24 protein-coding genes are annotated in these 20,091 nt (G+C 44.8%); 1 reads left to right on the forward strand and 23 read right to left on the reverse strand.

The features are described 5' to 3' along the window. Nucleotides 1-301: 301 nt before the first annotated feature. Nucleotides 302-724 (reverse strand): 3-hydroxyacyl-ACP dehydratase FabZ, encoded by a 423-nt coding sequence (gene fabZ / locus GLV98_RS08250; protein WP_160913937.1) that lies wholly within the window; start codon nt 722-724, stop codon nt 302-304. Nucleotides 725-870: 146 nt separating this feature from the next. Between fabZ and GLV98_RS08255 the strand changes: the two genes are divergently transcribed. After that, nucleotides 871-1,017: a lmo0937 family membrane protein gene (locus GLV98_RS08255; RefSeq protein ID WP_115823967.1), complete on the forward strand. Its 147-nt coding sequence runs from the start codon at nt 871-873 to the stop codon at nt 1,015-1,017. Between the two features lie 44 nt (nt 1,018-1,061). Here the strand turns inward: GLV98_RS08255 and GLV98_RS08260 are convergent, their stop codons facing one another. The 22 genes from GLV98_RS08260 to GLV98_RS08365 all read right to left on the reverse strand — a co-directional run bounded on the left by GLV98_RS08260 (nt 1,062) and on the right by GLV98_RS08365 (nt 20,070). Further along, entirely contained in the window at nt 1,062-2,156 is a 1,095-nt protein-coding gene (locus GLV98_RS08260; RefSeq protein ID WP_160913939.1) for a class I SAM-dependent methyltransferase, read from the reverse strand. Next, on the reverse strand, nt 2,153-3,484 hold the full coding sequence (locus GLV98_RS08265) for an FAD-dependent oxidoreductase (protein WP_160913941.1): 1,332 nt from the start codon (nt 3,482-3,484) through the stop codon (nt 2,153-2,155). The genes GLV98_RS08260 and GLV98_RS08265 overlap by 4 nt, the downstream gene beginning before the upstream one ends. A gap of 319 nt (nt 3,485-3,803) precedes the next feature. After that, on the reverse strand, nt 3,804-4,139 hold the full coding sequence (locus GLV98_RS08270; RefSeq protein WP_160913943.1) for a DNA-directed RNA polymerase subunit beta: 336 nt from the start codon (nt 4,137-4,139) through the stop codon (nt 3,804-3,806). A 21-nt stretch (nt 4,140-4,160) separates the two neighbouring features. Beyond that, nucleotides 4,161-4,982, reverse strand: a complete 822-nt coding sequence (locus GLV98_RS08275) for a flagellar hook-basal body protein (protein ID WP_160913945.1) — start codon at nt 4,980-4,982, stop codon at nt 4,161-4,163. 17 nt (nt 4,983-4,999) lie between these two features. Further along, nucleotides 5,000-5,824 carry a flagellar hook-basal body protein gene (locus GLV98_RS08280; RefSeq protein WP_160913947.1) on the reverse strand — a complete coding sequence of 275 codons (825 nt, stop codon included), beginning with the start codon at nt 5,822-5,824 and terminating at the stop codon, nt 5,000-5,002. A gap of 30 nt (nt 5,825-5,854) precedes the next feature. Beyond that, on the reverse strand, nt 5,855-6,853 hold the full coding sequence (locus GLV98_RS08285) for a rod shape-determining protein (protein WP_160913949.1): 999 nt from the start codon (nt 6,851-6,853) through the stop codon (nt 5,855-5,857). Nucleotides 6,854-7,108: 255 nt separating this feature from the next. Next, a complete protein-coding gene (gene spoIIID / locus GLV98_RS08290) occupies nt 7,109-7,390 on the reverse strand; it encodes a sporulation transcriptional regulator SpoIIID (protein ID WP_160910936.1) in 282 nt (93 codons plus the stop codon). Between the two features lie 356 nt (nt 7,391-7,746). Further along, the gene (locus GLV98_RS08295; RefSeq protein ID WP_337193732.1) at nt 7,747-8,664 is read right to left on the reverse strand and encodes a peptidoglycan DD-metalloendopeptidase family protein; all 918 of its coding nucleotides are present in this window, start codon (nt 8,662-8,664) and stop codon (nt 7,747-7,749) included. Nucleotides 8,665-9,075: 411 nt separating this feature from the next. Then, complete coding sequence (spoIID, locus tag GLV98_RS08300; RefSeq protein WP_160913954.1) at nt 9,076-10,101, reverse strand: stage II sporulation protein D; 1,026 nt, start codon at nt 10,099-10,101, stop codon at nt 9,076-9,078. A gap of 127 nt (nt 10,102-10,228) precedes the next feature. Continuing rightward, complete coding sequence (gene murA / locus GLV98_RS08305) at nt 10,229-11,539, reverse strand: UDP-N-acetylglucosamine 1-carboxyvinyltransferase (RefSeq protein WP_160913956.1); 1,311 nt, start codon at nt 11,537-11,539, stop codon at nt 10,229-10,231. Between the two features lie 34 nt (nt 11,540-11,573). Beyond that, complete coding sequence (locus tag GLV98_RS08310; protein ID WP_160913958.1) at nt 11,574-12,281, reverse strand: YwmB family TATA-box binding protein; 708 nt, start codon at nt 12,279-12,281, stop codon at nt 11,574-11,576. 102 nt (nt 12,282-12,383) lie between these two features. Beyond that, nucleotides 12,384-12,617, reverse strand: a complete 234-nt coding sequence (locus GLV98_RS08315; protein WP_160913960.1) for a DUF1146 family protein — start codon at nt 12,615-12,617, stop codon at nt 12,384-12,386. Nucleotides 12,618-12,822: 205 nt separating this feature from the next. Beyond that, nucleotides 12,823-13,227, reverse strand: a complete 405-nt coding sequence (locus GLV98_RS08320; RefSeq protein WP_146817591.1) for a F0F1 ATP synthase subunit epsilon — start codon at nt 13,225-13,227, stop codon at nt 12,823-12,825. Between the two features lie 72 nt (nt 13,228-13,299). Next, entirely contained in the window at nt 13,300-14,709 is a 1,410-nt protein-coding gene (gene atpD / locus GLV98_RS08325; RefSeq protein WP_089652058.1) for a F0F1 ATP synthase subunit beta, read from the reverse strand. A gap of 40 nt (nt 14,710-14,749) precedes the next feature. After that, nucleotides 14,750-15,613, reverse strand: coding sequence for a F0F1 ATP synthase subunit gamma (locus tag GLV98_RS08330; protein WP_160913962.1), 864 nt, complete (start codon nt 15,611-15,613; stop codon nt 14,750-14,752). 33 nt (nt 15,614-15,646) lie between these two features. Then, on the reverse strand, nt 15,647-17,155 hold the full coding sequence (atpA, locus tag GLV98_RS08335) for a F0F1 ATP synthase subunit alpha (protein WP_160913965.1): 1,509 nt from the start codon (nt 17,153-17,155) through the stop codon (nt 15,647-15,649). A 15-nt stretch (nt 17,156-17,170) separates the two neighbouring features. Then, a complete protein-coding gene (locus GLV98_RS08340) occupies nt 17,171-17,719 on the reverse strand; it encodes a F0F1 ATP synthase subunit delta (protein ID WP_160913967.1) in 549 nt (182 codons plus the stop codon). Continuing rightward, on the reverse strand, nt 17,716-18,237 hold the full coding sequence (gene atpF, locus GLV98_RS08345; RefSeq protein ID WP_089652062.1) for a F0F1 ATP synthase subunit B: 522 nt from the start codon (nt 18,235-18,237) through the stop codon (nt 17,716-17,718). Before atpF ends, GLV98_RS08340 begins: the two co-directional genes overlap by 4 nt. Nucleotides 18,238-18,471: 234 nt before the next feature. Continuing rightward, entirely contained in the window at nt 18,472-18,684 is a 213-nt protein-coding gene (atpE, locus tag GLV98_RS08350; RefSeq protein ID WP_014644824.1) for a F0F1 ATP synthase subunit C, read from the reverse strand. 50 nt (nt 18,685-18,734) lie between these two features. Then, on the reverse strand, nt 18,735-19,457 hold the full coding sequence (gene atpB, locus GLV98_RS08355; RefSeq protein ID WP_160914515.1) for a F0F1 ATP synthase subunit A: 723 nt from the start codon (nt 19,455-19,457) through the stop codon (nt 18,735-18,737). 24 nt (nt 19,458-19,481) lie between these two features. Next, nucleotides 19,482-19,850, reverse strand: a complete 369-nt coding sequence (locus GLV98_RS08360; protein ID WP_160910917.1) for an ATP synthase subunit I — start codon at nt 19,848-19,850, stop codon at nt 19,482-19,484. 1 nt (nt 19,851) lies between these two features. Further along, nucleotides 19,852-20,070 carry an AtpZ/AtpI family protein gene (locus tag GLV98_RS08365; protein ID WP_160913969.1) on the reverse strand — a complete coding sequence of 73 codons (219 nt, stop codon included), beginning with the start codon at nt 20,068-20,070 and terminating at the stop codon, nt 19,852-19,854. Nucleotides 20,071-20,091 lie beyond the last annotated feature (21 nt).

Here is a 20,091-nt window from a genome sequence, read left to right on the forward strand (position 1 = left end):
TGGACTGAGCTGGCGGAGATAAAGGAAACACGAAGAACGAAGTGATTCGATGTTGACTTATCGTACAGAAGCGAGGGAAGTCTCACTAGCCGCTAGGCGCCGGAACCGGATATCTTAAAGGAACAGAGTGCTTGGTGAGACCCCACAAGGCATTAGCCTGAGGAGGCTCACCGCGCTCCCGCGGAAAGCGAGTCATTCCCCGCAGCCCCACCCACTCAACAAAAGTCTCGAAACTGAGTCTTCCACAATCCTGCCATATACTAAAAAAAGAACACAGCGGCTGCTGTGTTCTTTTTCTTGGTTATTTCAAAGCAAACATGATTTCCGCTTCACATGCAACTTGTCCATCGACGGAGGCTGTTGCTTTTCCTTTTCCTACAGGACCTTTCAAACGGACGATTTCCACTTCCAACTTCAAACGATCACCGGGCTTCACTTGGCGTTTGAAACGGCATTTGTCGATTCCTGTGAAAAAGGCTAACTTACCCTGGTTTTCTTCCTTTTTCAACATAGCTACAGCACCCATTTGCGCCAAGGCTTCTGTAATTAATACCCCTGGCATGACAGGGTAGTCAGGGAAGTGTCCCTGGAAGAAGGGTTCGTTCATAGTTACATTCTTGTATCCGACCGCACGCTCGCCTTCTACAATCTCTTCTACTTGGTCAATGAGTAGAAAGGGATAACGGTGTGGGATGATTTCTTTGATTTGTTGTATGTCTAGCATGATCAGGCTCCTTTCCTATTCCATGCTTTCATTATAAAAGAAGCATACGCCAGGGACAAAGTTTTTTCTGAGGGTTCGTTTTAAATAAGCTTTATAGGGAAAATATACAACTAAGTTCACCTATTACAATAGAGGAGGCCACGGAGATGCTTTGGACGATTTTAATTATCATCCTCGTTCTATGGCTATTAGGCTTACTTGGGGGTATTGCCGGAAACTTGATTCATATTCTACTTGTGGTAGCCCTCGTCGTTCTTATCGTTCGTCTTGTGCAAGGACGCGGGCGATTATAGCCAAACGAGAGAAACCGCTATGGACGCGTCCATAGCGGTTTTATTTATGAGCTGCGAGTCAATTCATTTGTAGAGGAAGTGCTGGTAGAGAGTGTTTGTTCACTACTTCCTGCCATTTGGGTATGTTTCATTTCCTTCACAGGACTCGTAGGGCTCAACCAAAAGGTGTACCACGATCCTTCTTTAATGATCGGATCAAGATCGAACAGTTCATATTTGCAGTTTAGTGAGACCTCTTTCAGTTCTCCTTTGTTCGGTAAGGCAAAAAGGTTGGAGTGAGCGACAAAGAAGCTGTTAAAGGCTGAAGAGAACGCTTCACCATGTTCCGTTTCATTGATTGGTGTAATCACAGATATCAGCCCTTGGTTATTCACGTAGGTATGAAGGTGGTTCAATAAATTTCTGCGGTCTTCCGGATGGATATAATGAAAGATGTTATGCAGGAGAACAACATCCACACTTTCCCCCTCCCGAGGTTTCCACTCATTAATATCCCCGACTTCAAAACTGATGTTTGGATAACCCTCTGATAATGTTCGTGCTTTATCGATAACCTTCTGATTAATATCTACTCCGATCATTTCGATGTGTGGGTATTCCATGGCGAGCTTCCTGAGATATCCTCCATGTCCACAGCCTAAATCAACGACAGAAGTCACTTGTTTATCTCTAATCATCCGTTTAATTTTCTTAATGGCAAAATGCTCAAGGAGTGCCGATGTTTCTGCTACCACTTCTCCATGGCGCTCATGATTAAATTCCGCCCGTTCTTGGGATTTCATGATGTCTGGATACTTCAGCAATGTCGGCAAGTGTAATTCCATCATTTCTTTCAGTAAGGCTTTGACTCCAGGTGACTGGTCATCTCCCATCAAACTTGCGCATTTTCTCTTTGATGTTCGATAACGGTTGTTCGGTCGTTTCTTCATATGTTTGACCGCCACTCCCACCTTAACCCAGGAAGCGAGCAAGTCATACGGGTAGCCCGTTTTCTCACTGATTGCTTCAACCGTCCTTGCTGTCCGGAATTCATCAAAAAGGCCGAGTTCTGACCCCACATACGCGTGCCAGCTTGGTAAGAACGATTCGTTCTTTTTCATCCATTTCCTTGCCTGCATCGCTATTACCCATTCATTCATGATATCCTTCCTTTCTCGTTTCTTTTCCAAGGATAATCTTCCACTTCAGAAAAGAGGTACTGACGCTGTTTTTGGTCTGATACCCTATTTTGTCTCAGTGGAAGCATACTGCCTTGTACGGCTCTGTCCACCAAAGTGAAATCCCATTTTCCCAGTCCTGATATGTTCAACATTTGTTTGACGTGGAGTTGGTCATCATCATAGATTCTCTGCACAGCTTTCATTCGGAACTTTCTCCACCATTCGTATTGGAAAGAATACACAAGAGCGGATAAGTGACTCAAGTTGAGTAAAAATTCTACACGGGGTCTGCGAACATCTTCATAATAATGGAGGTGATCCGTGTAGTTTTTCCCCTCTTCCTTACACCACGCTAGAAGTTCACCTAAAACATCAGCATCCTGTATGGCAAGATTCATCCCTTCTCCGGCCATCGGGTGAACGGTGTGTGCCGCATCCCCTAGGATTGCTAGATTTCCGGAATAATAGCGATCGACATGATACGTAAACGGAATCATCAGTTGGACCGTTTTCCAATCTTCAATGGTCCGCACACCTTCTGATAGCTCAGGTTCTAGTTCACTATAAGCCTGATAGAGGGACTCCAAACCTTTTTCCTGAATTTTTTTATACTCTCCTGCTTTGATTAAGAATACGGTCCGTACTTCGTTATCAGGCAGAGGGAATAATCCTAAAAAACAGCTGGATGTCGTAATGATTTTTCCTTTTGTGAATGATTCTGGCCGGGGAATGGTCACAGTTAGGAAATGGTGGTTGTAATCCTTTCTTTTCACGTGGACATTCATTGCATCACGGGTGGGTGAGCTTCGTCCCTCTGCTCCTATGTACACTTGAGCATGGACGTAGAGTGTCTCCTTCTTGCGCTTCACCTTTGCCATTCCTTTTTCAAACCCCATGAACCTTGATCCGGGAAGGTAATGAAAGAATTCTTCAAACTCCTTCCCCTTATTCCTGAGGATTTCTTTAGTTTTTTCATGTGGAACCATTAAAGCGTGATCGTAGATGCTTGCTACACGGCTGTAACTCAGCTCTGTCAGGTTGATCTCTTCAGGAGTAATGCCACGGTTGCGGTGAACTTCCTGAAAACGTAATTGGTCGATGACATGACCATTCTCTTCCACTTCGTCCAATACGCCCAATCTTTCCAGAATAGCCAATGTCTTTGGTTGCAAAAGTTCACCTTTATATACAGGAGACTCTCTTTTGAGCTGCTCTGCTATGACTACGTGCACACCGCGGCTCGCGAGCTTCGCAGCAAGAGCGAGCCCTCCTACGCCACCACCTGCAATGAATACATCTGCCTTCATGATTATGATCCCTCCCCGCTGCTTTGTCCTCTGTACGGATGTAATTCCCTAATCCATCGCTTGAAAACATCTGATGCGTCGCTTAATCGGTAAGGAAAGAGAAATATCCGTACCTGGCACGCTATTGGCGGCGAGCGGTGCCTGGCACCATAAAAGGTGTGAAATATCAAATTCAGTGCCTGGCACCATCAGCCGTATGCGAGGTGCCAGACTTTATGTTAAAAAAATCACAAATGCAACCAAAAAGAACACGAGCCGTAACGGCTCGTGTTCTGCATATTGAACAGGCTTATATCATAGAATGAAGTACAAGCTATAGTTATTCTGTTTTCGTAACGATATCCCAAATATGGCGCCATGTATCCATTTCAAGCGCATCTGTCGGGTTCCCATCACCAATCACTCCATATCCGACCATCAATCCAATCAGTAAGGCAGCCGCACTGAAAAGAAGGACAAGAATGATACGCAGCCATATCGGCAGGACTCGCCGCCGTCCTTTTTTCGGAAATTTCTCTTTAGCTTCCGATTTCTGCTTTTTGGACGATGCTTTCGCAGGCTTCTGCTTCGTGGCTTCATCTAAAGCTTGACGCTTTTTTTCTCTTTCCTGCTCTTTATTTAGCTTTTTGCCTGTTGATTTAGGATCTGTTGCCATGGTCCGTCAAACTCCTTACGTTTATGATCTCAGTTGACTCACAAGCCCCATCATTTGATCACCTGTGGATATGGATTTGGCGTTGAATTGATAGGCACGCTGAGCCATCAGCATTTCTGTCATTTGCTTCGCTACATCCACATTCGATGCTTCAAGCGTCTGGGACTGCATCTTTACATCTCCAGAAAGCACATCTTCCATAATTCCATCCTCTTCTACATTGTCGGGAATACGGAAACGATTCGCCCCTACCGATTCTAACATACGTGGTCGGACAGCTTCACTAATATCCAACGTACCTTCCACGACTTGGTTTTGACCTCTTGTAACGACGACCCTTCCATTTGTATCGATATTGATCGCTTGAAAGTCGTCTTCAAGGATAATATTTTCACCGTTAGCTCCGATGACAGGATGACCATTCGCATCTGTCAGCAGCAATTGACCGTCATCGACTGGGTTCAGATAGAAGTTTCCTGCACGTGTGTACTGAACTTCCTCCCCTTGTTCCGTCGTTACTCGAAGGCCGAACATATGTCGGTCTTCCAATAAAGCCACATCCAGCTCCCTGCCTGTATTTTGGAGGCTTCCCTGATTCATATCAAGATTCGTATGACCAAGCTTTGCACCCGTACCAATACGGACGCCTTCAGGGGTCAGCCGTCCGACCTCTGCAGCAGAATGAGACTGATTGTCGATTTGTTGATACAATAATGAAGAAAAATCGGCGTTTCGGCTTTTGTATCCTGTCGTTTCACTGTTGGACAAGTTGTTTCCGACAAGGTCCAGCTTTTTCTGGAGTTGTCCCATCGTCACAGCCGATTGGATCATTGAACGATTCATGAAAGATGCCACACCCCTTAACTAATTCTTCCGATTTCCGTTACTGCTTTTTGCATGCTTTGATCATAAGCTTTTAAGACACGCTGGTTCATTTCGAATGAACGGTATGTATTCATCATTTCTGTCATGGTCCTGTTCGGGTCAACATTTGAACGCTCCAGATGGTGTTGATGGATGGAGTAACCCACTCCATCTTCCGCTCCAGGGTTCACGATCAAGTTCCCCTCTTCAGAAAGACGAAATAGATCGTTCCCTTCTTTGACCATTTGAGAAGCATCCGGTGTGTAAGACAGCCCAAGTGTGAATGCCTGTCCATCCACAGTAAGCTCTCCATTTTGTGAAACATCAAACTCCATGCCACCCGTATCAATCGGATCACCATTTCCATCCAAAACATAATACCCGAGGTTTGTCGTCAAGAAACCTTCGCCGTCTACGGTGAAATTCCCATTACGTGTGTATCTTTCTTCCCCATCCTCATTCTGGACACGAAAAAAAACGGAACCGGATTCGTCAGGTACCTCATTTTGTACAAGGGCAAGGTCTGTCCCCACCCCTGTTTCTTTCATGTCTCCTTGAACAAAAGAAGGAACGGCTTCCTGCATATACACACCAGTGTTAAGGGATCCTACATGTCCGCCATCAGGTATTTTGAATCCATTCTTCGTCGGGATTGTCTTGCTTCCCATCCGCTCAATCAATAGCTCCGGAAAAGCGCGCATCGTCCCCTGGTCTGCTTTGTACCCGGGTGTGTACGCGTTTGCCATATTATTCGACAAGGTTTCCTGCATCCTCTGGTTGGCCATCATACCTGCTGCTGCTGTGTAAAATCCCCTTAACATGGTGTCTTCACTCCTTCCGTCCCAAATAAACTATAGCTTCGTAGAAATACGCTTATCGATATTTTCAAGCATAATGCCTGTACCTGTAGCGACACAATCCATCGGAGATTCAGCTACAAGAACAGGAACCTTCAGTTCTTCGGCAAGCAGTTGGTCGATGCCATGCAAAAGAGCGCCCCCGCCCGTCATGATGACTCCACGGTCAATAATATCCGCAGATAATTCAGGTGGTGTACGTTCTAGTACTTGTTTCGCTGCTTGGATGATCACTTGAACAGACTCACGTAAAGATCTTTCAATTTCTTCAGAATTGACGGAAATCGTTCGTGGCAATCCGGACACCATGTCTCGTCCGCGAATCTCGATTTCCTCTTTTCTTGAACCAGGGAAAACCGTGGCCACACTGATCTTGATATTTTCAGCTGTCCGCTCTCCGATCAACAGTTTATACTCTTTTTTGATGTATTGTAGAATCTCATGATCAAACTTATCACCGGCCATTTTAATGGATGAAGCCGTGACAATATCACCCATAGACAAAACAGCGACATCCGTTGTACCGCCTCCGATATCGACAACCATGTTCCCGCTTGGTTGGAAGATATCCATACCGGCACCAATCGCTGCTACCTTAGGCTCTTCTTCTAAATATACTTTTTTACCACCGGATTTCTCAGCCGCTTCTTTGATCGCTTTTTGCTCCACTTTCGTAATGTTCGTCGGGCAACAGATCAACATGCGCGGTTTTGACAAGAATCCTTTCACGTTCGTTTTTTGGATAAAGTGCTTCAGCATCGCCTCAGTAACGTCAAAATCTGCAATGACACCGTCCTTCAACGGTCGGATGGCTTCAATGTTGCCTGGCGTACGTCCCACCATCCGGCGGGCCTCTTCACCTACCTCGAGCACCTTTCCAGTGTTACGGTCCATGGCAACCACAGACGGTTCGTTCAATACAATTCCTTTGCCTTTTACGTGGATGAGTACGTTCGCTGTACCCAGGTCAATTCCTATATCTCTCGCAAACATGTTCTGTAGATCCTCCCTATTGTAAAAAACATAATCCAAGTAACGTCCAGGACCCTCGTAATCCGTTACGTTACACCGGCAATGGAGATCAATCTCCTTCAACTTATATTTCCCTATTGTTTCAAGTTCTATTTTCGATTTAAATCATGCACATCTAGTTCTTTATTCTATCACAAAATTACGACATCCGTCTCTTGAGATATGAAAAAAGTTACCAAATATCGAGGGAATGTGACAAAGGGAGGAAATCAGAGTTCATGCGAGAGGTTGAACAGGTTGATCATCCACAAATTGCGATTTGTACTTTCTCCTGGTCGCTTCTCCACCTCTGAGGTGGCGGATTTCTTTATGGTGGTCGAGTATCTTCTTTACTTCCTTGGCAAGTTCGGGATTTACTTCTGGAAGTCTTTCGGTCAAGTCTTTGTGGACCGTACTTTTAGATACACCAAACTCTTTGGCAATCACTCTTACCGTTTTTTTCGTTTCAATAATGTGCTCTCCAATCTTGATGGTCCTCTCTTTGATGTAATCATGCACTCCACTCGCCTCCTGTGATTGACTATCCAAGGGGGTGGGATTCTTAGGAAAGCGGTTCAATTGTGTTGTGTGGGTGTTTACTCTGGAAGTTAACTCATGCTGGATCACCCTGGATGTTACCGAGTGCTCGGTTATCCTCATTGTATTAATAAAAGTTCTAAGATATGCCAGATGATGCATGGGCTGATATGATTTCTTGTAATTTCATGCTCGATTTACATCATTGAAAACCATTTCTTCATCTTATGTAACACAAAGGGCTTCATACATGCGTAAACGCATTACCCTAACAAACAGATACCAGCTTCACCGAATGATACAAACAAATAAAAAAATGAGGGCAGAACCCTCATTTTTTAAGTCTGTGTGGTAGAGATGGAAGAGGCACTATCTTCATCTGGTGTTTGCTCTTCATCTTCAGAACCAGCTGGATCTTCATCCGTATTCAATTCTTCCTCTGTAGACTGCTCAGCATCGTCAGAAGATTGCTCTGTACCTTCAGAAGGCTCTTCGCCATCTTCTTGCGGCTCTTCGCTATCTTCTTGTGGCTCTTCAGCTGGGGCATCTTCTTCTTCCTGAACTTCTTGTCCAGCATTCTCAATGATCTTACTCATCGGCTGACCGAAAAACTCTTCAGGGTTGACAGGCTGTCCATCACTGCGCACTTCAAAGTGTACGTGGACCCCACTCGCTTGACCGAAGGAGTTCTTACCTGCAGAACCAAGAACATCACCTTGCGCTACATCAGATCCTGCTAATACATCGACATCTTCTAAACTAGCATACACAGTTGAAATGTTTTCATCATGTGTGATTTCAATAACATTGCCGTATAGCGGATCCTCTTTCACTTCTGTAACTGTTCCTGACATAGCTGCTGTAACTTCGAAAGCTTCTCCATCTTCTCTAGTAATGTCTACGCCTTCGCTTTGGTAGTACTTATTGTTGTATAGGACCAGTGCACTTTCTTGATCTTGCTCGGAAGCGTCGTAATCATAGAATTTAGTGACAATGGATGCTGCCTTTTCATCTGCTACAGGCATTTCCAAGTTTTCCTGATGTTCCATAACTGGTACAGTATCTTTCTCGTTGTCTGCTGTCAAAAATTCATCCTGGACTTTGGAATCTGGTTGCTCTGCGATTTGGTCTTCCAAATCACTAGCTCCTTGTTGATACCAGAACACTCCGACAAGTACTAATGCAGCCACTGACAAATACAATGCTGGATACAACCACTTCTTGCGCATCAAGCGTTTGAACTTTAATTTAGTCACGCTTTTTTTACCTTCCTCTTTCATGTTCATCACCTCAAAAACCATTCTGAACACTTCTTTGGGATTATATACATTCACAGGAAAAAATTATTAAATCATAGAGTTCTTGCACAAGAATCGCTCCCTTTTCTTGAAGACTTAGTTTCGAGATGTTTGTTGGAGCTTAGTGGCTCCGTGAAACGGTTCGCTTTCCATGGGGCGGGCGCTGAGCCTCCTCAAGCTGCGTTCTGTGGGGTCTCAGCTGTCACGTATCCCCATAGGAGTCTCACCGTTTCCCTCCGTCGGCGAGTGGCTTCCCAACCACCCCTGACACTAAACACGGCCACGAAACCCAATTAACTTGATATCGAGTCTTCTACAATACTGCACGACACTTTAAACAACAAAAAAAGAGCTGCTTAAGGCAGCTCTTTAGTTTACTGTGTCTTCTTTTTCAATGGTTAACGAAGCCGTTTGTGTGCTTAGTGGGGCAATTTCTGTGTCTTGGTAATAGTGATGGATGATTTCTTTATAATCCTTGCCTGATTTCGCCATGCCATTGGCCCCGTACTGGCTCATTCCTACGCCGTGCCCATAGCCTTTCGTTGTGAAGATGACATGGTCTCCTTTTTGCTTGATGCTGAAGTCACTGGATGGCAATCCGATTTTTTCACGGATTTCTCTTCCAGAAAACGTATGATCCCCGAAATGAACTTCGTCTACTCGATTTCCTTCTGTCTTCGTCATCGTAGTCTGTTGGATTCCTGACCCTATACTTACTCCTAAGGTTTGTTCAAGTTCTGAAACGGTGATGATTTTTTGATCGACGAACTTCGGTGATTCCTGATCCCATGGGCTTTCTACACTTTGAAGGTATGGGATATCATGCTCCCAATAATCTCCGGCGTTTTCTGTGTATCCGTTGCTCGTTGAAAAGAAAGCGGCTGTGATGGGCTGTTGTTCGTACGTAATGATTTCACCTTTTGTCGCGTTGACAGCTTCTGTGATTTTTTTCATATTCTCTTCATAATTGTCTTTCCATTGACTTCGTAGTTGATCTTCATCTTTATAAACTTGGTGGCTGACCGTATCGGTCACATCGGCTTCTGAAGAAACTCTTTCACCCTGGACCAAATGGCGAGTAATATAAGTCCTCGCGGCTAGGGCCTGGGCTTTCAAAGCCTCCATTTCGAAATTCACAGGCATTTCAGAAGCGACGACTCGAGCGACATAACTTTCCAAAGGAACTTCTTGGATCTCTTTTGTCGTGCTACGCAATACTTTGACAGCAAACGGAGACTCCTCCGCGCTCGCTACTTCTTCTGTCTGCGGGGTTTCCTTCACTTCTTCTGTACCCCCGGAATTCGTAAATGGGACGACGATCATCGTTGGTAGGATAAGTATTGTTGCGAATAAACCACATACAGCAAGTATTCCAATTCCATTGTTTTTTTTCATCCGCATCCTCCTGGTTACATAGTAAATCCCTCTACTAAAAATGTATCCAGAAATAGAAGATGATAGAACTAAAAAAGCTTACCTATTTCAAAAATATTGAAACAGGCAAGCTATAAAGATGTATATATTATAATGTCGATACTGATTCGCTTGGTTCGTGATCTTCTGAATAAACTTCTTCTTCTCTGACACGCTCAATATCAGCGCCGAGTGTAGCTAATTTCTCAGCAAAATCCACATATCCGCGATCCAAGTGCTTAAGTTCCGTTACCCTTGTATATCCGTCAGCAACTAAGCCTGCAAGAATCAAGGCAGCACCGGCTCTCAAGTCGGTTGCGGCAACTTCTGCACCTTGTAGGGAAGATGGTCCTTCTACGATGACACTGCGACCCTCGATTTTCAAATTCGCGTTCATACGACGGAATTCTTCTACATGCATGAAACGATTTTCAAAAACAGTTTCTGTAATGACGCTCGTGCCTGCTGCATTCAGCATCAGAGCCATCATTTGAGATTGCATGTCTGTCGGGAAACCAGGGTGTGGCATCGTTTTGATGTCTGTTGCTTGAAGAATATCTGGTCCAATAACACGAAGACCACTTTCTTCTTCTTGAATGATGACGCCCATCTCTTCCATTTTGGATACAAGGGGACGTAAATGTTCGTGCATGGCACCTTGTACGAGAACATTCCCTCCAGTAATCGCTGCAGCTATCATGAATGTACCTGCTTCAATTCGATCCGGAATGATGGTATGAGTCGCACCCGTGAGCTTCTCAACACCTTCGATGCGGATCGTTTCTGTTCCTGCACCGACGATGTTTGCGCCCATTTTATTCAAATAATTGGCCAGGTCGACAATTTCCGGTTCCTTCGCACAGTTCTCAAGAATTGTCTTTCCTTCTGCAAGAGCTGCAGCCATCATGACGTTTTCTGTCGCACCTACACTTGGAACATCGAAGTAAATTTTCGCGCCTTTTAAGCGGCCGTTCACTTCAGCTTCAACATACCCGTTTCCAACGGTTACTTCAGCTCCCATTGCCTCAAAGCCTTTCAGGTGCTGATCAATCGGACGTGAACCAATGGCACATCCTCCTGGCATAGCAACCTTAGCATGGCCATACCGGGCCAAAAGTGGTCCCAGTACAAGAACAGAGGCGCGCATCTTTCTTACATATTCAATTGGTGCTTCTGTTTCCAATACATTAGAAGCATCTACCGTGACTGTATTCCCCACCATATTTACATCTGCATTCATATGTCGGATCACTTCATTGATCGTATATACATCAGCTAAAGCGGGTACTTCGTGCAGTACGCTTTTTCCTTCACTTGCGATAATACTTGCTGCGATGACAGGCAGTACGGCATTCTTGGCACCTTCTGCTTTCACGGTACCATTCAGCTGCCTCCCACCACGGACGATGATTTTTTCCAAGGTTCATTCTCCTCCGCGTCCATATTCACTATTATTAATATTCAGCAGTTATAATGGGTGTGCCAATCGTGATGTTTGTCTCCCCGCCCAAAGTTCGGGTTGCGAATTGTACGTTCATCATTCGATCCCCGGCATCAATGGCCTGATCCCACTTTTTGGTGTAGCCGGTCCTGCTCGTCCAACCGTTTTCGTCGATTTCATCTATTGTTGTTATGTCGAAAGCTAGTTTGAATTTTTTATACACTAAAACATCATCAATAATACCACTAAATTTGGCCTTAATACAAGAGAAATTAGTGACATTTTTTGAGAAAAATCGACGAGATATCTCATTCATGCTTGTTTGATTAATGTTTGTTAATGAAGGTGTTCCCTGTCCTTCTGTGGTATAAACCACTTCTACATCGCTCCACGCATTTTTTGGAACAATCATGCTAAACCTTTCGATGATTTGTCCGTTTTTATGACTGTTTTTGACGGTATACTTCACGGCATTCATCGTGATCTCTTCCGTAACGACAGGATCAGACCAATACTTCTTCAGGTCCTTTCTCAATCGGTCGACCTTTTTTTTCGACACCTTTTCTTTCATCGTTATCGTCCAGCCACTCACTTCAAGCTGCTTATCCGCAGCAAATGACGAAAACTCCATCAGAGTTTCTTGAGCTCCTGTCATTTCCTGTGGATAAGCACCCGTTCCTATAATAAATAGAGCAATGATTCCAGTCAAAACACTTTTCATTTTGAATGCCTCCCCAAGCATTTTCTTACTATAAGTTTGACCTGAGAAGAGGACATTCATACGAAACATTTCCTAACAACTTTAGACATTTGTCTATCGTCATTAAAATAAATAAATAAGGCTGTTTGACCACTTAATAAAATCAAGAAAGAAATTGCTGACTGTTGTACCTAGAGCAATGGTTACGATTATGAGCAAGGCTCTTGCTTCAAAGACTTTGTTCTTCCTGAACAATGCATCAAAATTAATTGATTGCAACACCCTCCAAGTAATGATGATGAAAATCAAATGTGAGGTCATGCTAAGAATCGCTTCTTCCGCAAAGTATTGTTCCATTTGTTTTGCTCCTTCCCTGGTGAATGTCGAGATCCCTCAATTCTTTATCAACTATTCAAGATAAACTGACAAAAGAGGGAATAATCCACTCCATTTCCCGGGCAATAATAGACATTTTACATCTTTTTGACGGGACTATCCAAATTTCGCTGGCGAAAAAAGCTGGTATTGTTCACAAAAAAACTGCTCTCATAAAGAAAGCAGTTTAGAAGTTGTTCTCATAAACATTCAAGCGATTCAAGGCACGCTTGAGTGCCATTTCAGCCCGTTGGAAATCAATGTCGGCTTGTTTGTCCTGAAGGCGACGTTCGGCACGTTCTTTGGCCATTCGGGCACGATCGATATCAATATCCGCTGGCTTTTCAGCAGATTGAGCGAGAATCGTGACTTTATCTGGACGAACTTCCAAAAAACCGCCACTTACCGCGATTCGATCGGATCTGCCTTCCCCTTTAAGACGAACAGCGCTGATCGTCAAAGGCGCGACCATCGGAATGTGACCTGGAAGAATCCCAAGTTCACCGCTTTCCGCCTTACAGCTGACCATTTCAAATGCATCTTCCAACACCGGGCCATCAGGAGTGACTACACTCACCGTCAGTGTGCTCATTCGTATTCCTCCTTGGCTGATCATGAAGAGGAAGAGGAACTTTATTCAAGCCCCTCTATCCACCAGACCTGTTTATTGCATTTGTTTTGATTTTTCAACGACTTCTTCAATACGTCCAACTAGACGGAACGCATCTTCCGGAATATCGTCGTATTTGCCGTCAAGGATCTCCTTGAAGCCTTTAACTGTTTCTGAAACAGGCACATAAGAACCAGGCTGGCCAGTGAACTGTTCAGCAACGTGGAAGTTCTGAGAAAGGAAGAACTGTACGCGACGTGCACGGGATACTGTCAATTTATCCTCATCAGAAAGCTCATCCATACCTAGGATGGCAATGATATCCTGAAGCTCTTTATAGCGCTGAAGCGTACGCTGAACTTCGCGGGCAATTTCATAGTGCTCATCGCCGACGATTTCAGGGTCTAGAGCACGAGAAGTAGACGCAAGTGGGTCCACGGCTGGGTAGATCCCTTGTTCAGATAGCTTACGCTCAAGGTTTGTCGTTGCATCCAGGTGTGCGAAAGTTGTCGCAGGCGCTGGGTCCGTATAGTCATCGGCAGGGACATAAATCGCCTGGATGGAAGTAACGGAACCTTTGTCTGTCGATGTGATTCGCTCCTGAAGCTGCCCCATCTCTGTAGCAAGCGTCGGCTGGTAACCAACGGCTGATGGCATACGTCCAAGCAGGGCAGAAACTTCAAGACCACCCTGAGTGAAACGGAAAATGTTATCGATGAAGAATAGAACGTCCTGTCCTTCTTCATCACGGAAGTATTCGGCCATCGTTAGTCCAGATAGGGCCACACGCATACGTGCTCCAGGTGGCTCGTTCATCTGTCCGAATACCATGGCTGTCTTCTTGATAACTCCGGAGTCAGTCATTTCATAGTATAGGTCGTTACCTTCACGTGTACGTTCACCAACACCTGCGAATACGGAAATACCACCGTGCTCTTGTGCGATGTTGTTGATCAATTCCTGGATCAGTACGGTTTTACCTACACCGGCACCACCGAACAAACCGATCTTACCACCTTTTACATAAGGAGCGAGAAGGTCTACAACTTTAATTCCTGTTTCAAGGATTTCAGTTTCTGTAGCCAGGTTTTCAAATTTAGGAGCTTCACGGTGAATCGGGTCACGGCGGACATCACCGAGTGGCTCATCAAGGTCGATCGTGTCGCCTTCTACGTTAAATACGCGTCCAAGTGTTACTTCCCCTACAGGTACAGAAATCGGCTTACCTGTATCCGTAACTGTTGTACCACGCATGACACCATCCGTAGATGACATGGCAACGGTACGAACGGTATTGTCACCCAAGTGAAGGGCAACTTCCAATGTAAGATCGACGCTCTTTTCGTTTTCGTTTTTCGCTTCGTAACTTACGTGCAATGCGTTATTAAGATCAGGGAGATGTCCATCATCGAACGTTACGTCAACAACGGGTCCCATGATTTGGGTCACGCGTCCATTACTCATCGATTTCCCTCCTAACTTACTGTTCAAAATCCGAGAGATCCTATTCTAGGGCAGCTGCACCGCCGACAATTTCGGTAATCTCCTGGGTAATAGCAGCTTGACGGGCACGGTTATAAGAAAGAGTAAGATCTCCGATCAAATCATCAGCATTATCTGTCGCACTCTTCATTGCCGTCATACGTGCTGCATGCTCACTGGCCTTACTGTCGAGTAAAGCGCCATAAATCAAGCTCTCAGCGTATTGAGGAAGCAAGACTTCCAAAATCTCTTCTTGGTTCGGCTCATACTCATACGAACTTTGGCTCGCTTTGCCCTCTTTATTCAAGTCTGTCAGCGGAAGAATTTTCTTCTCTGTCACTTCTTGAGTGATGGCACTGACATAATGGTTGTAATAGATAAAGAGCTGATCTATTCTTTCATCTGTGTACAGCTGTACGGTATCTGAAGCGATATCTTTGATATCAGAGAATTCTGGTTGATCCGATATTCCCGTGATATCCATATCGACCGGCATATTCCGTTTACGGAAAAAGTCACGCCCGATACGTCCGATTGTAATCAGGGTGTATTCATCCGCTGAAGTATGCTTGCTTCGGATTTGCTGGTACACCTTACGAAGAATGCTGCTGTTGAATGCTCCAGCAAGTCCACGGTCAGAAGTGATGACGAGATACCCTGTCTTTTTGACATCACGGGCCTCAAGCATCGGGTGACTCGCATCTCCGCCACCTTGGGCGATGCTTGCCACAACTTCCTGGATTTTCTCGCTATAAGGAACAAACTTCTTCGCATTCTGCTCGGCACGGTTCAGCTTGGAGGCAGATACCATCTCCATCGCTTTCGTGATTTGTTTCGTCTTTTTCGTTGACGTAATCCGACCTTTAATATCTCTAAGGGATGCCACGCTGTTTCACCGCCCTTTCTAGCTATGATTCATTTATTCAGAAACGACAAACGTTTTCTTGAATTCTTTCACAGCACCACTCATATCTTCATCGTCTGCAAGCTTACCTGTCTCACGAATTTGAGCCAGAAGCTCTTTACGGTTGTTGTCCAACCAGTTATGGAACTCAGATTCGAAGCGAGTGATATCTGCGACTGGAATTTCATCTAAGAATCCTTTTGTCAGTGCGTAAATGATCATGACTTGTTTTTCAACGGCTAGTGGTTGGTGAAGACCTTGTTTCAAGACTTCAACCGTACGAGCACCACGGTTCAATTTGGCCTGAGTGGATTTATCCAGATCAGAACCGAACTGAGCGAATGCTTCCAATTCACGATAGGAAGCCAAGTCAAGTCTCAGCGTACCGGCAACCTTCTTCATCGCTTTGATTTGTGCGGAACCACCAACACGAGATACAGAAAGACCTGCGTTGATCGCTGGACGTACACCAGAGAAGAATAAATCAGACTGCAAGAATATTTGACCATCAGTAATGGAAATTACGTTTGTCGGAATATATGCAGAGATATCTCCTGCTTGTGTCTCTACGAAAGGAAGAGCCGTTAGAGAACCGCCGCCTTTCGCATCACTAAGCTTCGCTGCACGCTCTAGCAAACGAGAGTGTAGGTAGAATACGTCTCCCGGGAAGGCTTCACGGCCTGGAGGACGACGTAGAAGTAGAGAAAGTTCACGGTAGGCAGCCGCCTGTTTGGAAAGGTCATCATAAACGACCAATACGTGCTTGCCGTTGTACATGAAGTCCTCACCCATGGTTACACCTGCATATGGTGCAAGGTATAGTAGTGGAGCAGGCTGAGAAGCACTTGCCGTTACTACGATCGTATAATCAAGCGCACCATGACGACGTAGAGTTTCTACTGTGCCACGAACCGTTGATTCTTTTTGACCGATTGCTACATAAATACAAACCATATCCTGGTCATGCTGGTTCAGGATGGCATCGATTGCGACAGATGTCTTACCTGTCTGACGGTCACCGATGATCAATTCACGTTGACCACGTCCGATTGGTACAAGAGCATCGATGGCTTTGATACCTGTTTGAAGTGGCTCATCAACGGATTTACGATCCATAACCCCTGGTGCTGGAGATTCGATTGGGCGTGTTTTCGTCGTTTCAATCGGTCCGCGTCCATCGACCGGTTGTCCGAGTGGGTTTACGACACGGCCAAGCATTTCTTCCCCGACAGGTACTTGCATGATTCGGCCTGTACGACGTACTTCATCGCCTTCTTTAATATCTGTATATGGTCCTAGAATGACAAGACCAACGTTACTTTCTTCCAAGTTTTGTGCCAATCCCATGACACCATTAGAGAATTCAACGAGCTCACCAGCCATGACATTATCAAGACCATGAGCACGGGCAATACCGTCACCAACTTCGATTACGGTTCCCACATCATTGACTTCTATATCTGATTCATAGTTTTCAATTTGCTGCTTAATCAGCGCACTGATTTCTTCAGCTTTGATGCTCATGCCATTTCACCCCTATCATCTATTGTTCGCAGAAACTAACTTGCGCTCTATGCGGCGAAGTTTTCCACTGACAGAACCATCAAATATGCGATTACCGACTCTCAGGCGAAGGCCGCCGAGGATGGAAGGGTCTACGATATTCGTAAGGTTCAACGATTGTTTACCTACTTTCGGTGCAAATGTTTCTGAAATGCGCTGTTTTTCAGCTTCAGAAAGTTCCCTTACAGAGTAAACATCCGCATCTGCAATACCTTTCGCATCGTTCATCATTTCGATATAAAAACCGATCATATCAATAATGATTTCCTCACGGTGCCTTTCTACCAACAGCTTTAAAGTATTAACGATTTCTGCAGAAAAAGACTGAAAAGAATCGCCAACAAACTTTTTCTTCTGTTCCATAGAGAACCGTGGGTGGTTCAGGAATGAGATGATTTCCTTGTTGCCGCGAAAAACATCACGTATAATTACCAATTCGGATTCAAATTGTTCTAGTTTCGACTTTTCTTTTCCAAGTTGAAAAAGTGCGTCTGCATAGCGTTTAGCAATGATAGATTGACTCATCGCTCTTCGCCTGCCTCATCGATATATTGGTTGATCAGCGCCTCTTGATCCTTTTGTGAAAGTTCTTTCTCAATCACTTTCGATGCAATCATGACAGACATGGTTGCCACTTGATCTTTAAGGGCTTGGACTGCTTTTTCTTTCTCCTGCTCAATTTCTTGACGAGCAGATTCCTTGATGCGTTCAGCTTCAGCACGTGCTGACTCAAGAATATCTCTTTCTTGCTGGCCTGCTGTTTTACGAGCATCCTCAATGATATTCTGTGCATCCTGGCGTGTCGCTTTCAACTCTTCAGAAGCTTCACGCTGCATGCGTTGCGCTTCTTCACGACTTTTTTCGGCCGTGTTGATTTCATTTGCTACATAATCTTCACGTTCTTTCATCATGTTCATCAATGGTCCCCATGCGAACTTACCTAAAAGAGCAAGTAAACCAAGGAAGAAAACAAGTTGAATGATCATGTCACCTATATTAAGCCCTCCAGCTCCGAGGACCAGACTCTCTGTGAATCCTTGCACAGTTTTCACTCCTCTCCACACCATCTCGTAACAGGTTTACACTTCATTAATTCCGCAGCCCTATCTGTTGATGCTAGGGCTAGACAAGCGAAAAACCCGGCTTCCGCTGTAAAATACAGCTTCCGTCGAAGTTTTCTTACCGTGACTTTCGGGTATAAAGTTTTCGTAAGGTATAAAGGAAAGGCGAAGATCGATGGAGTTGAACTTCGCCATAAGCGTATATGCTCGTCCTAATTATTGTCCCATTACGATGAATGCAATAACAACGCCGATGATAGGAATCGCCTCTACTAGGGCAACACCGATGAACATTGTTGTTTGAAGTGCACTGCGCAATTCTGGTTGACGCGCAATCCCTTCTACTGTACGACTAACAATCAAACCGTTACCAATACCAGCACCTAGTGCTGCTAAACCTACTGCAATTGCAGCTGCTAAAAGACCCATAATGAAAATCCTCCTCAATATTTTTAAAAAAATTATTATAATGCTTTATATTAATGGTCTTCGCTCACCTTGTGAGACAAGTAAACCATCGTTAACATAACGAAAATAAACGCCTGGATAAAACCAATGAAAGTACTAAAGCCCATCCATGCAATCATCGGAACGGTCGCTCCGATAAATCCTCCAACGCCAGTCGCTGCAAGTCCAACGAGCAAGGTTAATAGGATTTCACCTGCATATATGTTCCCGTAAAGACGCAGACCAAGAGTCAACGTATTTGAGAACTCTTCAATAATCTTGAATGGTAGCAAGAATGGCAATGGACGTACAAATCCTTTTGCATATTCCCTACCGCCCCGCAGTTTCACTCCATAATAATGGGACAAGACGACGACTAGTGTCGCGAGTGTCAAAGTGATCCCCGGATCAGCTGTCGGTGACTTCCACCATAGTGTGTGTCCAACAACACCGTTGGTGACAACCCCGAGCATGTTCGCTACGAAAATGTAGGCGAATAATGTCAGTCCCAGCGGTAAAAAGAGCCTACCTGTTCTCCAATCCATGTTGGAACCGATAATTCCTTTGATGAAATCGATCAGCCATTCCATGAAATTTTGAAAACCTGTCGGATATCGCTGCATGTTTCTTGTCGCCGCTACGCCGAGGATGAATACGATCAATGACGCGACAAACATCATCAACACGTTTGATAAGTTGAAATCCAACCAAGAGATTCCAAACGCATCCTCCCACATCGGTGCTTCGTGATTCAAACTGTTCACCTACCTTCCATCATGCTAAACTGTTGATTTATTGAACAGATAATCTATTAAAATGACAATATAGGCTGCCATTAAGCCCAAAACTACTGCAATCAAATGGAAATATTCTTCAAACTGAAGGGCAATGACTACGGCTAAAGCGCCGGAAGCCAATCGCGTAAACGTACCAATTCCTCTTACGGAGCGGTTATCTGCGGAAGCTTCGCCAAGCTTGCGGATCTTTCTTTGCATGAGCCAGAGGTTGTAGAAGCTCAATGCACTTCCTAGCAGAAGTCCGAGGAAAATCGGTTGCCAAGGGGTGATGCCCCAACCAAGTACAAATAATGCCAGAAGGTAGAACATCCATTTTCGCTGACGGGTCATCATCTGTTGATATCCTTGCATGTCAATCGTCTCCCGTGTACGTCCGTACTAAATGAATGGTCCCATATGTACCTGCACCTAACCCGAGGAGTAATCCTATGATTAAGAAAATGGGTTCCGTGGAAAAGTGACCATCGATCCATTTCCCGAGGAAAACGCCGGCCAAAGGGCCGCCTGCGAGTTGGGATGTGATCATGCTGGTTAAAGCCATTGCTTTGAAGGGTGGTTCGGTTTGTTTCATCCGCTCTTCCTCCACAATTTT

It is taken from the genome of Halobacillus litoralis, assembly GCF_009856415.1.
Classification (GTDB): Bacteria; Bacillota; Bacilli; order Bacillales; family Halobacillaceae; genus Halobacillus; species Halobacillus litoralis_C.

Bases quoted from the DNA above. Each gene is read 5' to 3' on its own strand.
- fabZ (WP_160913937.1), bottom strand. From the start codon at position 724: ATGCTAGACATACAACAAATCAAAGAAATCATCCCACACCGTTATCCC.
- GLV98_RS08255 (WP_115823967.1), top strand. From the start codon at position 871: ATGCTTTGGACGATTTTAATTATCATCCTCGTTCTATGGCTATTAGGC.
- GLV98_RS08260 (WP_160913939.1), bottom strand. From the start codon at position 2,156: ATGAATGAATGGGTAATAGCGATGCAGGCAAGGAAATGGATGAAAAAG.
- GLV98_RS08265 (WP_160913941.1), bottom strand. From the start codon at position 3,484: ATGAAGGCAGATGTATTCATTGCAGGTGGTGGCGTAGGAGGGCTCGCT.
- GLV98_RS08270 (WP_160913943.1), bottom strand. From the start codon at position 4,139: ATGGCAACAGATCCTAAATCAACAGGCAAAAAGCTAAATAAAGAGCAG.
- GLV98_RS08275 (WP_160913945.1), bottom strand. From the start codon at position 4,982: ATGAATCGTTCAATGATCCAATCGGCTGTGACGATGGGACAACTCCAG.
- GLV98_RS08280 (WP_160913947.1), bottom strand. From the start codon at position 5,824: ATGTTAAGGGGATTTTACACAGCAGCAGCAGGTATGATGGCCAACCAG.
- GLV98_RS08285 (WP_160913949.1), bottom strand. From the start codon at position 6,853: ATGTTTGCGAGAGATATAGGAATTGACCTGGGTACAGCGAACGTACTC.
- spoIID (WP_160913954.1), bottom strand. From the start codon at position 10,101: ATGAAAAAAAACAATGGAATTGGAATACTTGCTGTATGTGGTTTATTC.
- GLV98_RS08310 (WP_160913958.1), bottom strand. From the start codon at position 12,281: ATGAAAAGTGTTTTGACTGGAATCATTGCTCTATTTATTATAGGAACG.
- GLV98_RS08315 (WP_160913960.1), bottom strand. From the start codon at position 12,617: ATGGAACAATACTTTGCGGAAGAAGCGATTCTTAGCATGACCTCACAT.
- GLV98_RS08320 (WP_146817591.1), bottom strand. From the start codon at position 13,227: ATGAGCACACTGACGGTGAGTGTAGTCACTCCTGATGGCCCGGTGTTG.
- atpD (WP_089652058.1), bottom strand. From the start codon at position 14,709: ATGAGTAATGGACGCGTGACCCAAATCATGGGACCCGTTGTTGACGTA.
- atpA (WP_160913965.1), bottom strand. From the start codon at position 17,155: ATGAGCATCAAAGCTGAAGAAATCAGTGCGCTGATTAAGCAGCAAATT.
- GLV98_RS08340 (WP_160913967.1), bottom strand. From the start codon at position 17,719: ATGAGTCAATCTATCATTGCTAAACGCTATGCAGACGCACTTTTTCAA.
- atpE (WP_014644824.1), bottom strand. From the start codon at position 18,684: ATGGGTCTTTTAGCAGCTGCAATTGCAGTAGGTTTAGCAGCACTAGGT.
- GLV98_RS08360 (WP_160910917.1), bottom strand. From the start codon at position 19,850: ATGCAAGGATATCAACAGATGATGACCCGTCAGCGAAAATGGATGTTC.
- GLV98_RS08365 (WP_160913969.1), bottom strand. From the start codon at position 20,070: ATGAAACAAACCGAACCACCCTTCAAAGCAATGGCTTTAACCAGCATG.